Origin of the sequence: Croceivirga lutea (genome assembly GCF_014235875.1) — a bacterium.
Lineage (GTDB): Bacteria > Bacteroidota > Bacteroidia > Flavobacteriales > Flavobacteriaceae > Croceivirga > Croceivirga lutea.
Genome location: NZ_JACJUK010000001.1, coordinates 469647 through 480997 on the forward strand (window position 1 = coordinate 469647; position 11351 = coordinate 480997).

An 11351-nucleotide genomic window follows, 5' to 3' on the forward strand; every position below is an offset into this window, starting at 1 on the left:
GTAAACGGCATTTTGCCGGCATCAACAACAGAAAAGCCTTTTGGTATAGAGCTTGCCTTTGTAACGGAGACTATTGAAAGTGATTTTAAAAGGGCTTTAGAAAATGGCGCTACCCTCTTTGAACCGCTTACTAAGAAACCTTGGGGCCAACAAGCAGGTTATGTTAGAGACAACAATGGTTTTCTTATTGAAATTTGTACACCAATTAAAAGCGAATGAAAAAGTCAATTTTAGAATACCTTAAGCAGCTAGTTCTCATTGTCTTTAGTGTGGTTTTAGGTATTTTACTCAGCGAAAAAATACAAGAACGCAAGAACCAAAAAGAGGCTGACCTTTTACTTTCGAAGCTTAAATCGGAACTAACTAGTAACAAAAAATTGTTAGACCATTATGTGCCTTATCATGCTAAGGTGGTAAAAAATTTAGATAGTTCACTGTCGGATGATAGTTTTGTGGAAGAATTTAAAGCTGACCAATCGGTATTGTTTAAAGCCGTAATTACACAAGGTAATTTAATGTCTGACTCCCCTACAAGTAATGCTTGGGAGATAGCTAAAAATCATCCGCTTATTGTACATTTTGATTATGAAGATGTATTGCTTCTTTCCAAGATTTACAACCAACAAGAACTAACCTACCAACCGGTTAATAAAATTATAGATTTGCTATTAGCGTCTGATTTTAATGCACCTGATAAAGCCAAAACCAATTTGGTAGCTTTTAAAAATCAAATGCGGGAGGTAGTTACTAGAGAAGCACAATTACTCGAATATATCAATCTAGCTGAAAAATCGCTATAAATTAGGTGGTAGTCGTTAAATCAAAAACATTTTTTACGGCGCTTACGTATATGCTATTAAAACGTTTCTAATGTTTAAAAATAAGTTCAGTAAACTAGTATGGGTGCTTTTGTGCACTTTTGCGTTACCTGCTTCAGCACAATTAAAATATGAAAAAGAAAGTCGCCTAGCGGTTGAAGAGGTGCCAGAACAAGCACGGAATTTTATAAAGGCTATCACTACCAGCAAAAAGGTAAAATGGTATTTAGAAGAAGGTTTAGACCGTAGTAGTATAGAAGCTAAATTTGAGTATAAAGACCATAACTACAGTATAGAATTTGATTCTATTGGCACTTTAGAAGATGTGGAAGTCCAATTAAAATGGTCAGAAATTGCACCAACCACTCGTGAGGGCATTACCCAGTATTTAGCTAACGAATGCAAAAAACACAAGGTGCGTAGAATACAAGTGCAATACACGGGGGAGCCTTCTACCCTACTCCAGAAAATAGTTATGGGTACCACCACATTCAAGTATACCACACGCTTTGAGCTGGTAGTTAAATGCCGTACATCAGAAAACGTTGCCTTGTTTGAATACTTATTTAACGATCAAGGTCAAAAGCTATCCGCTTCTAAAATTGTGTTTAAAAATTCGAGTCATCTTGAGTACTAAGCATAGTTTTTGGGTTGTTTTTGGTGTAGTACTACTGTTTCCGTTAGTGCTTCTTGCACAAAGTAGCTATCGATTCGGCGCATTACCCTCGGTAAACCTAAATGTAAAACTCAAAAACGACTGGTCTACCAACTTTAAAATAGAATCGCGTCAGCAATTTCAAGAAGGTAATTTTGGTGCTGAAAAAGCATCGGGCTATAGCTATGTATTAACCGATTATTCTGCTATAGTTGCTAAAAAAACCGGACTCAACAGTAAATTATCGGGCGGGTATTTATTACGCTTTCGAGATAACCAAATGGTACACCGATTAATTCAACAATACACCATCACGCAACGCTTACCCAGCTTAAGGCTAGCGCATAGGGTGGTAACCGACCAAACCCTGTCTCCGAAGGAGAAAACCGAATTCCGTTTACGCTATCGCTTGGCTACAGAAATACCTCTTAATGGACAATCTGCAGATGTAAACGAATTGTACCTAAAACTCAGTAATGAGTATTTAAATAGTCTACAAGATGCCGTATACGATTTAGAGGTACGTTTAGTACCCTTATTAGGATTTACCGCCAGTGAAAGTCAACGCGTTGAAATGGGACTCAACTATCGATTAAATTCTTTTGTTAGCGGCAGTCCATCTCATAGTTTTTGGTTAAGTATCAACTGGTATATTGTAATTTAAAATAGTTTCATTTAGGGGTACAGATAATTTCAAGAAAGCTGAAAAATGCCGGTTTAGAATAATTTAGATAAAAAATTTACCGCTAATTAACTATGAGTAGTACCACATTGAATTAGATTATATGTTTTAGTCATCTAATCGATGAAATGTATCCAAATTATTTAGCCAATATAAGTTGGTTGATAGTTTTTAAAAATTGGAAGTGCTTTATCATTGTGACCATATTTAATTTTTTGTTTCCAAACTATAGATCATCAATACATATTTATATGAAAACCAAAACAATTTTAGCATTTGTTCTCTTAGGCACCATTTTTATGGTTGCTTGTAAGGACACCACAAAAGAAGAAGAGGAGCTCAATCAAAAACTTAAAGAGATTGAGACCGTTGAACAGACCATTGATTCAACTGTAAATGATGTTCATCAAAAGGCAGAATCGGTTGAAGATTTAATCAAAGAGTTGGATAGTATTTAAATTTTAAAAAATGAAAAAACTAGTAGTAGTAATGTTAGTGTCATTTGCTTTTACAGTAGTTGGCAACGCTCAAGAAAAAACAAAGGTCAAAGCTAAAGGAAAGGCCAATGAAATGAAGCAGAAAGGCCAATCTAAGGTAAAAAAGACTCAGGATGATGCAGAGGTTGAGCTTGAAGAAGCCCAGAAAGAATTGGAGAAAGTAAAGGGCAATGGTAAAGCTAAGGCTGAAGAAATGAAGCAAAAAGGAAAAGAAAAATCCAAAGAAGCCAAAAACAAGATAGCAGGTGATGAAGAAGCTGAATATGAAGATGATGATAACCAAATGGAAAGTGGTGGATTAATAAACGAAATGGAAGATAAGGGTAATGCTTATGGTAAATACAAAGGTGACTTAAAGGGAAAAGAATTTGGCCAATATCGTGCAGCCCAAGCAAAAGAAAAACTAGAATCTTCCAACGAAACGCTAGAAAATGATGAAAAAACCTTGGAACGAGGTAGACGCGCAGTTTTAGAGGCCAAGAAACGTGTAGAAGATGCCAAGAAAAACGGCGAGAACCCCAAAGTGGTAGCCCAAAAGGAAGAAAAAATCAAAGAAGTTGAAGAGCGCTTAAATGATTTAGAGGTTTCTATTAAAAAAGGAAAGGAAAAACTACGAGAAAAAGCTAAAGATCTTGAAAAGGTTTCCCCCAAAGTTCAATATTCTTTAAAATTTTAAGCTTTAGCTTTATAAGCTGTGTCATAGCTATTGGCACAGCTTTTTCATTGCATTTTAAAAAAAGGGTGTATTTAATCGAAAAAATGAATTTTAAAGTAGGGTTTTCAAATTAATAATTGTTTTTAGACTTGATATTATAATTAATAGAATAGTCAAAAATTTTAAATAACACATGATGAAAAATTCATACGTAGTAACATTCTTTATTATCATTACCTTATTATTAATTGGATGTTCTGAAGATGGCAACACCTCCACAGATGAAAACGGCAAATTGACCTTAAGACTCACCGATGCTCCTTTTCCTTATGATTTAGTAAGAGAGGCTAATGTGACAATTTTTAAAGTTGAAGCAAGAAGAGCAGAAGATGATATGGAAACTAACGAAATGGACGAAGGGTCTCCGTTTATTACGCTTATGGAAACCGATATTGATGTCAACCTTTTGGAATTGACTAACGGTACAACCGAAATGCTTGCTGATGCAGAGGTGCCAGCGGGTACTTATGATTTATTTAGAGTATATGTTAAAGGAGTCAATGTGGTACTTACTGATGAACGTGTTTTTGATTTAAAAGTTCCAAGCGGACAACAAACTGGAATCAAATTATTCATTAAGCCTGCTATAACGGTCGTTGGTGGTTTATCCTCAGATTTATTGTTGGATTTCGATGTAAGCCGATCTTTTGTGGCCAAGGGAAATATTAACCGTGTCGAAAACATCAACGGTTTTAATTTCAAGCCAGTAATCAAAGTGAGTAATATGTCTACTACGGGAACATTAATGGGAAATGTAAGTAGTATGGAAGACGATATGGCAGTTGTACTAGAAGGAGCTCAAATTTCTATTTTTGCTGCAGACACCTTAAATACCACAGCCTTTTCTGATGGTGATGGTAACTATGCTATTATGGGACTTGATTCAGGCACCTATAAAGTTTTTGCAGAACGTGAAGGTTATGCTTCTAGCGATACCTTAGAGGTAACTATTAGTGCGGCAAATAATTCGATACAAGATTTTGTTTTAGAGGCTACTACCACTGAAAGCGGAGATTAGGTATTTATAAAAAATAATAGTTCTGTCGATAAAAGGTCTTCAATACCATTGAAGACCTTTTTATTTAAAAGATATTAGAGATGTAATATTAATTGTATCCTCGACAAAACTTTTTTGATTAACATAGTATAATAATCTATGTTGGAAATCATAAGAATTTTTAAGAATTTCCAAACTTGAAAAATTAAACTTTACTATAGTGTAAATTCCTTTGTTAGCAACAGTCCTTCCCATCGTTTTTGGCTAAGTATGAACTGGTACATCGTGCTTTAAATGATATTCTTATCCTCTAAAATCCAACACATGGATTAAAACCCTAGATTATGCAGATATTTTGTGTTTACAATTGGTTGTTGATAATTCATTTAAAGTTAAGTAGACACAGCTATAGTATTTTATATCAAAATCAACAAAATTCGATTCAAATCGTTAAAACTATTAAGATATATTCAGTGCTATTTAAGTTTGGTAATTTGAGTAAACGTATATGAAGAACTTTCTTTTTTTTATTAATATTATTTTTTATTCAATTGTATTAGGACAACAAAAGGAAATTGTTTTAGTTGGGACAATGCATGTAGTTCCAAAAATTTTAAAAAACAGCTACAAGCCGATATATAAGAAAGCATTAGTTTACCAACCAGATGCTATTTTTGTTGAAACCGCTATGCCTAACGACTCTTTAAGTTGGAAGTATTTGAAAAATGGTTACAATAAAAACCTTCAAGAGTTCTACAACTATTCTTTAAAAATTAAAGAAGAATTTACATTCAATAAAGATTCATTAGATTATCTATTAAGCAAAGATTTTAATGATTTGACCAAAGAAGATTTTAAAAAAATCAAGCTTTCATTTGCCTATCAACTTGACGTTCCAAATTATTATTATTACCAATACATTCAAGATTATTTTCCTGATGGACATAAAAAATCTAAAAGGCACGAAAACTTTGAGTTGTCTAGAAAGTTAGCACTTAGGCTACGTCATAAAAAAATATTTGCAGCTGATGACCAACAAACCAACGGAGAATTTCACAAACATTGGACGGCTTGTGACAACGCTATGGACACTACATCAGTTAAAAGAATAGAAAAAAAATTAATTCGAAAAATGATACTTCGAGAAATTTTTCCTTCTATTGTTGGGAGATATGGAATTGTAAATAATAAAATAAAACACCTTCAACTATTAGATAGCTTAAGTGGACTTAAATTCACAAATAAACAAAACCTCGATTGTGCTAAGGCAGTTGATTATTTTAATCAAAGAAATGAACGTTTTGCTTATAACCTTGGTAAACAAATCAATGAAAATGATTTTAAAAAGAGTATTCTATTTGTTGGGGCTGCTCATATTATAGGTTTAAAAAAAGAATTAAGCACTCATTTTCCCGATATTAAAGTTATTTTATTTGATGAATTATAAAATTACTTCTTGTGAATACGCTTAATATATTAACTAATGAATGTAGGAGCCGTTATTGAATGCTACATGTAAATCAGCGAAATTCGTGAAACACCCATAGTTTGCATAACAATGAATTTATAAGTAATGGTTAGTAACAAGCAATCGAAGAAAGCAGATAGTATTAACCAAAAAAGAAAATGAATCCATGATACTAATTATACATACCATCTTTTCAATTTTTGCCCTTTTAGCCGGAATTATTTTTCTGATTCCTAAAGGGACAAAAAGACATAAACAACTTGGTTATGTATATGTTTTTAGTATGGTAGTATGCTTAATTACTTCTTTTGGACTTTTTAATCTATGGAATAAATTTGGCGTATACCATGCCCTATCGATTGTGAGTTTCTTGACCTTGGCAATGGCCTTGTACTTTCCAATTGCAGGAAAAAATATAAAAAAATGGGCCGAATATCATTTATTATGGATGGGGTATAGTTATGTAGGATTAGTAATGGCGGCAGGTTCCCATTTATTTGCTGTTTTTCCAGAATGGTCAAGTTGGCTAAGAATAACGTTGTTTTGGGTTTTTCCTTATGTTTTAGGAACGGTAATTATTATTAGAAATAAAGTTTCTACAGCTAAAAAAGCAATACAAAATAGTACCAAATAGAACCGTTATACATTTAGCGCTACTGTAATCTCCAATTTTGGTTCAGTTTTAACCCGTATATTGTGTTCTAAACAATACACTTCCCCCACAAGACCCAATTTCAAAGTTTAAAAAGTTGGTGTTGGGTTGTTTTTTCAAAATGCTGTTGACAATTCATTTAAAGTTAAATGGTTGCCTATATGGCATTTTAAATCAATTTCAGCGAAATTCATAAAGAACTAATAGTTAGCCTTAAATCAGCTGTATAACTAATCGATAGCTTTCAGTTTGACCAACCTTGAAACCAATGATAAAATTCTTTCGTAAAATTCGTCAACGTCTTTTGGCTGAAAACCGTTTTAGTAAATATGTATTGTATGCCATAGGCGAAATTATCCTTGTGGTTATTGGAATACTGATTGCCCTTCAGATTAATAACTGGAATGAAAAGCAAAAGGATATAGAAAAGGAACAACAAATTCTTTTGAGTTTAAGGGAAGAATTCAAGCAAAATATACAAGAACTCGAATTTGACCATGCTTTAAATGAAGGGAGTGTAAATGCCATTGTAACGCTAATGAACTTTGACCACACAAACGCATTTAATACCAAAACAATTGATAGTTTAATAGGCCAAATGTATAATTATGCCACATTTGATCCTCGTTTAGGCGTTATGAACGACATTATATCTTCTGGTAATCTAGAACTTATAAGAGATGCAAAATTAAAATATGCCTTAAACCAGTGGACAGGTGAACTCGATGATTACAAAGAAGACATTATAGTTAGAAGAGAATATTGGGTAAACAATTTACCCAGAATATTGTACAAGTATATCCCATTACGAAATGTAGATGCATCAATGAACAGATCTGATTATAAACGTAATATTAGTATTCAACCTATGGAAGTTCCTAAAGAGAATTACGTGGCTTTACTGTCAGATTTAGAAGTAAATAATATGATGTTTGATTACTATATGAATCAATCTTATGTTACCATAAATGAAAATGTTATTATGGATTTTTTAAAAGAAACATTAAGTTTAATAGAAGCCAACATTACCAATGATTAAATTCTTTCGTAAAATTCGTCAACGTCTATTGGCTGAAAACCGTTTTAGTAAATATGTACTCTATGCCTTTGGCGAAATCATCCTAGTTGTCATAGGAATCCTGATTGCACTGCAGATTAACAATTGGAATGAAAACCGAAAAAACAGGGCTGCTGAAGCAGAATATTACTGTAGAATTTTAGAAGACTTGGTACTAACCGAAAGGTTGATAGACAAATCACTAGAAGAAATAACAACACGGATTGAAATCAGTAAAAAAATTATAATTGATTTAAATACCACCCCTAACAAAAAAGGTGAAATTCTAAACAATTTTTTAAACACCTTACGGCAAGATGTTTTTGTACCCAGCACCATTGCTTTTGAAGACCTCATAGCATCGGGTAATTTAAAATTACTTACCGACATGCAATTGAAAAATGAACTTATACAATACAACACTGCTTTAAAGAATACATTGGGGTTATTACAAGAAAATAGAGACGAAATCAATAAACGAATGGTGAATTATGAGTCAACAACAGCAGTTGGGATGCAAGAATTTGACTATTTAAAAAAAGAGCTTGGTAAAGAAATTGTTCAATTATTACCAAGTAGCGATTGGACCAATACTAAAAATGACGAAACATTTTTAAAATTTCAGGATAATATGGTGTTTCTAGTTGCCATGTATATAAGACAAAAACACCATTTAGCAAATCTAAAAACGCAACTACAAGAACCGTTACAACTGCTACAAAACAAAAATTGTAATAACTAAAGTGTTATATTGGCTATAGGTAGTTGCTACTAATCCCCTTCCCCCGCGCAATTACCAAAACCCAGCACCTTGGGCAGTACTTTTAAAACGACCAAGCCATGATAAAATTTTTTAGAAAAATACGCCAAAGCTTACTATCAGAAAATAGGTTTTCTAAGTACTTACTTTACGCAATCGGCGAAATTATTCTTGTGGTAATAGGTATTCTCATAGCACTTCAAATAAATAACTGGAATGAGCAACGTAAAGAAAATATAAAGGAACAAGCCCTTCTAAAAAGGCTAGAAAAAGAATTTGTTTCCAATAGAGAACAACTACTAACTAAGATTCAACTACGAAATAATTTAATAGAAAATTGCAGGCAATTGTTAGTATACTTTGATAATCCAGAAAGTGCTTCACGAGATAGTATTCTGGTGTATTTAAGTACTGTTCAACCACCAACGTTCGACCCAATTCAAAACGACTTAGTGAGTTCTGGAACTATTGAAATTTTAAAGAATGAAGAATTAAAGCAACTACTCGTTAATTGGAGTACCGATGTGATTCAACTACAAGAAGTAGAGCAAATATTTATGAGGTTTTGTGACCAAGAATTTTATCCTCATTTAAATAAAATAGATATACAACGTGATATGGTTTATACCTATTGGAAAGACGCCCCTAAAAACTTATTAGAATCTAAACAAGTTGAAAACCTTATACCTGGAAAATCAAAACTCATTACAAGAACTACAACTGAAATTTTAAGCGATTCAAAATTAGAAGGTAACATTGCTTGGTCATTAACGCTAAACTTGTTTAACAATCAAGAATCAGAAACTTTAAAGAACAGAATAGATTATATTTTGGAAATCGTAAACTCAGAGATTAAAGAATGACGAAAGTACAACAACAACTAATCTAAAGCGCGCAAAATTGAAGGAAAATCCAGCACATACTTTAATTCTTAAAAATATTAGCCGCTATATTGATTTAACCCCTTTAGAAGAACAGAAATACCTATCGTTACTCACCTCCATTACCGTTAAAAATCGTAGGTTTTTATTAAAAGCTGGAGACCAAACCAGCTATGAATATTTTGTTACTAAAGGCTGCTTAAAAGTATACACCTTAGATGAAAATGGCGCAGCACATATTTCTATGTTTGCTGTTGAAGACTATTGGACAGGTGATATGGCTAGTTTTTTAAGCAAAGAGCCTACCTCCTATTTTATTCAGGCTACAGAAGATGCTACCTTGTTAGGCATTTCTAGAACTAATTACGAGTTACTCTTTAAAGAAATCCCCAAATTTGAACGCTTCTACCGCCTACTCTACCAAAAGTCGCTGGTAAATTACATACGGCGCTCCAATAACAGCATATCCTTAACTGCCGAAGAACGCTATTTAGCCTTTAAAAAGAAGTACCCAAAAGTAGTCAACCGCATAACCCAAAAAGACTTGGCCGGTTATATTGGTATTACTCCCGAGTTTATGAGTAAAATCATCACCAAAGTCAATAAAAGCGAAAAGTCTTAAACTAGTTCATTTTTTTTCAGGTTTCACTAGCGGAATTTTGAAGCATGAAAAAAATAGTTTTCATCCTCATAAGTGCAACTACTTTAGTATTCTGTACTGTACAAGCGCAGTTTACCCAAGTAGAACTGTTTGCGGGCTATGCTAAAACAGACATTACCCTACTCTCTAATCAACCACTCAATACCACCCAAACCTTAAGCCTAACCACCATGGCTTTCTTTCAAAAGTTCAATGAAGAAAACCAACAGTTTAACGAGATTGGCGTACAACCTACACTGTATTACAATTTGAATACGCATGTTGCGGTAGGCTCTTCGCTGTATTACAACAGTTTTGGTGGCTTTTCGGAGCGGTTATCTGTAAAATATGTGCAGCAAAATTCTAGGCTAACCCTAGTGCTTATTCCCTCTATAGCCTATTCCGAACAAAAGAAAGCCAGCTATACCGAACTTTTTACGCAGTTCCATTACACTATTCCAATTAGTGCTAAAGTGTCGCTTCAGCTAAACGCCCAATTACTATCAGTATGGGATAAGTTCACTACCCACTCCAGAAGTTTTCAGCAAGTACGTGGCGGTATAGCCCTTAACGGTCACCAATTAGGCTTGGGAATTGACTTAGACCAATTTGGACCCAAACCGATAACCAAGGCCACCATTGGCCTGTATTACCGAAAAAATTTATAAACCATAATTACATCATCATGAAAAAAATTATCACGCTAGCCGCTAGCAACAGTCAACAATCTATAAATCAACAGCTTATTTCTTACACCAGCAGATGGCTTACCCAAACCGAAACTCTTGCGGTGGATTTGAACGATTATGTATTACCCATTTACGGGGTAGATTTTGAAGCCGAAAACGGTATTCCCACAGCCGTAAAAAAACTCGATGCGCTTATGGCAACAGCCGATGGGTTTATTATCTCCCTTGCCGAACACAATGGGTCATATACGGCGGTATTTAAAAATGTGCTGGACTGGCTATCTCGCGTACAGTTTGAAGTTTGGCGAAACAAACCCATGCTATTACTAGCCACCTCACCAGGTGGACGTGGTGGAGCTACAGTTTTAGAAAATGCCAATAATTATTTTCCGTTTATGGGAGCACAGATTACTGGCACCTTTGCCCTACCCAATTTCTATGACCATTATAACAATGGACAGCTTTCTGATACAAAATTGGCGAATGAATTGCACCAAAAGACCCAATCTTTTGAAGCTCAGGTACTTACCCAAAATACTACTACAACAGCAACCCTTTAAATGTAAACGTTATGCTCACCTTAGTAAAATTTCTACTGCTATTGTGGTTACAACTCTTGTAACTAATTAGACGCGCAAAATATTTTGTAGCCAACTACCTACATTTTTGCACCAAAACCCCAGTAAAATTGGGGTTTTTCTGGTTTTTTAGGGTATTGTTGATAACTCCGTTGAAACCTCTTATATATTTGGTTTTTTGGGGGTGTTAACTTCTATTATTTTTGAGCTACTCCCCCTAAAAATTAGTAAAACGGATTGAAAATTAATCGTTGTGCACAAG

The 11351-nt window shown here is 34.0% G+C and carries 15 protein-coding genes; all 15 read left to right on the forward strand.

Annotated elements, in window-relative coordinates:
* The first annotated feature begins 12 nt into the window (after nucleotides 1-12).
* Complete coding sequence (locus tag H5V42_RS02185) at nucleotides 13-219, forward strand: VOC family protein (RefSeq protein WP_185781476.1); 207 nt, start codon at nucleotides 13-15, stop codon at nucleotides 217-219.
* Entirely contained in the window at nucleotides 216-800 is a 585-nt protein-coding gene (locus tag H5V42_RS02190; protein WP_185781477.1) for a hypothetical protein, read from the forward strand. Before H5V42_RS02185 ends, H5V42_RS02190 begins: the two co-directional genes overlap by 4 nt.
* A 70-nt stretch (nucleotides 801-870) precedes the next feature.
* Nucleotides 871-1455, forward strand: a complete 585-nt coding sequence (locus tag H5V42_RS02195; protein WP_185781478.1) for a hypothetical protein — start codon at nucleotides 871-873, stop codon at nucleotides 1453-1455.
* A complete protein-coding gene (locus tag H5V42_RS02200; protein ID WP_185781479.1) occupies nucleotides 1445-2137 on the forward strand; it encodes a DUF2490 domain-containing protein in 693 nt (230 codons plus the stop codon). The genes H5V42_RS02195 and H5V42_RS02200 overlap by 11 nt, the downstream gene beginning before the upstream one ends.
* Nucleotides 2138-2406: 269 nt before the next feature.
* Nucleotides 2407-2613 carry a hypothetical protein gene (locus tag H5V42_RS02205; RefSeq protein WP_185781480.1) on the forward strand — a complete coding sequence of 69 codons (207 nt, stop codon included), beginning with the start codon at nucleotides 2407-2409 and terminating at the stop codon, nucleotides 2611-2613.
* Between the two features lie 10 nt (nucleotides 2614-2623).
* The gene (locus H5V42_RS02210; protein WP_185781481.1) at nucleotides 2624-3328 is read left to right on the forward strand and encodes a hypothetical protein; all 705 of its coding nucleotides are present in this window, start codon (nucleotides 2624-2626) and stop codon (nucleotides 3326-3328) included.
* Nucleotides 3329-3500: 172 nt separating this feature from the next.
* Nucleotides 3501-4385, forward strand: a complete 885-nt coding sequence (locus H5V42_RS02215; protein WP_229665641.1) for a DUF4382 domain-containing protein — start codon at nucleotides 3501-3503, stop codon at nucleotides 4383-4385.
* 487 nt (nucleotides 4386-4872) lie between these two features.
* Complete coding sequence (locus tag H5V42_RS02220) at nucleotides 4873-5811, forward strand: DUF5694 domain-containing protein (protein WP_185781482.1); 939 nt, start codon at nucleotides 4873-4875, stop codon at nucleotides 5809-5811.
* 187 nt (nucleotides 5812-5998) lie between these two features.
* The gene (locus H5V42_RS02225; RefSeq protein ID WP_185781483.1) at nucleotides 5999-6466 is read left to right on the forward strand and encodes a DUF2306 domain-containing protein; all 468 of its coding nucleotides are present in this window, start codon (nucleotides 5999-6001) and stop codon (nucleotides 6464-6466) included.
* Nucleotides 6467-6752: 286 nt separating this feature from the next.
* Nucleotides 6753-7523 (forward strand): DUF6090 family protein, encoded by a 771-nt coding sequence (locus H5V42_RS02230; RefSeq protein WP_185781484.1) that lies wholly within the window; start codon nucleotides 6753-6755, stop codon nucleotides 7521-7523.
* Nucleotides 7516-8283, forward strand: coding sequence for a DUF6090 family protein (locus H5V42_RS02235; RefSeq protein ID WP_185781485.1), 768 nt, complete (start codon nucleotides 7516-7518; stop codon nucleotides 8281-8283). Before H5V42_RS02230 ends, H5V42_RS02235 begins: the two co-directional genes overlap by 8 nt.
* 98 nt (nucleotides 8284-8381) lie before the next feature.
* Nucleotides 8382-9164, forward strand: a complete 783-nt coding sequence (locus H5V42_RS02240; RefSeq protein WP_185781486.1) for a DUF6090 family protein — start codon at nucleotides 8382-8384, stop codon at nucleotides 9162-9164.
* Nucleotides 9165-9201: 37 nt separating this feature from the next.
* On the forward strand, nucleotides 9202-9804 hold the full coding sequence (locus H5V42_RS02245; protein WP_185781487.1) for a Crp/Fnr family transcriptional regulator: 603 nt from the start codon (nucleotides 9202-9204) through the stop codon (nucleotides 9802-9804).
* A gap of 44 nt (nucleotides 9805-9848) precedes the next feature.
* The gene (locus tag H5V42_RS02250) at nucleotides 9849-10490 is read left to right on the forward strand and encodes a hypothetical protein (RefSeq protein WP_185781488.1); all 642 of its coding nucleotides are present in this window, start codon (nucleotides 9849-9851) and stop codon (nucleotides 10488-10490) included.
* A gap of 17 nt (nucleotides 10491-10507) precedes the next feature.
* On the forward strand, nucleotides 10508-11071 hold the full coding sequence (locus tag H5V42_RS02255; protein ID WP_185781489.1) for an NADPH-dependent FMN reductase: 564 nt from the start codon (nucleotides 10508-10510) through the stop codon (nucleotides 11069-11071).
* Nucleotides 11072-11351 lie beyond the last annotated feature (280 nt).

Bases quoted from the DNA above. Each gene is read 5' to 3' on its own strand.
- H5V42_RS02195 (WP_185781478.1), top strand. From the start codon at position 871: ATGTTTAAAAATAAGTTCAGTAAACTAGTATGGGTGCTTTTGTGCACT.
- H5V42_RS02215 (WP_229665641.1), top strand. From the start codon at position 3,501: ATGATGAAAAATTCATACGTAGTAACATTCTTTATTATCATTACCTTA.
- H5V42_RS02190 (WP_185781477.1), top strand. From the start codon at position 216: ATGAAAAAGTCAATTTTAGAATACCTTAAGCAGCTAGTTCTCATTGTC.
- H5V42_RS02220 (WP_185781482.1), top strand. From the start codon at position 4,873: ATGAAGAACTTTCTTTTTTTTATTAATATTATTTTTTATTCAATTGTA.
- H5V42_RS02255 (WP_185781489.1), top strand. From the start codon at position 10,508: ATGAAAAAAATTATCACGCTAGCCGCTAGCAACAGTCAACAATCTATA.
- H5V42_RS02235 (WP_185781485.1), top strand. From the start codon at position 7,516: ATGATTAAATTCTTTCGTAAAATTCGTCAACGTCTATTGGCTGAAAAC.
- H5V42_RS02205 (WP_185781480.1), top strand. From the start codon at position 2,407: ATGAAAACCAAAACAATTTTAGCATTTGTTCTCTTAGGCACCATTTTT.
- H5V42_RS02225 (WP_185781483.1), top strand. From the start codon at position 5,999: ATGATACTAATTATACATACCATCTTTTCAATTTTTGCCCTTTTAGCC.
- H5V42_RS02230 (WP_185781484.1), top strand. From the start codon at position 6,753: ATGATAAAATTCTTTCGTAAAATTCGTCAACGTCTTTTGGCTGAAAAC.
- H5V42_RS02210 (WP_185781481.1), top strand. From the start codon at position 2,624: ATGAAAAAACTAGTAGTAGTAATGTTAGTGTCATTTGCTTTTACAGTA.
- H5V42_RS02240 (WP_185781486.1), top strand. From the start codon at position 8,382: ATGATAAAATTTTTTAGAAAAATACGCCAAAGCTTACTATCAGAAAAT.
- H5V42_RS02250 (WP_185781488.1), top strand. From the start codon at position 9,849: ATGAAAAAAATAGTTTTCATCCTCATAAGTGCAACTACTTTAGTATTC.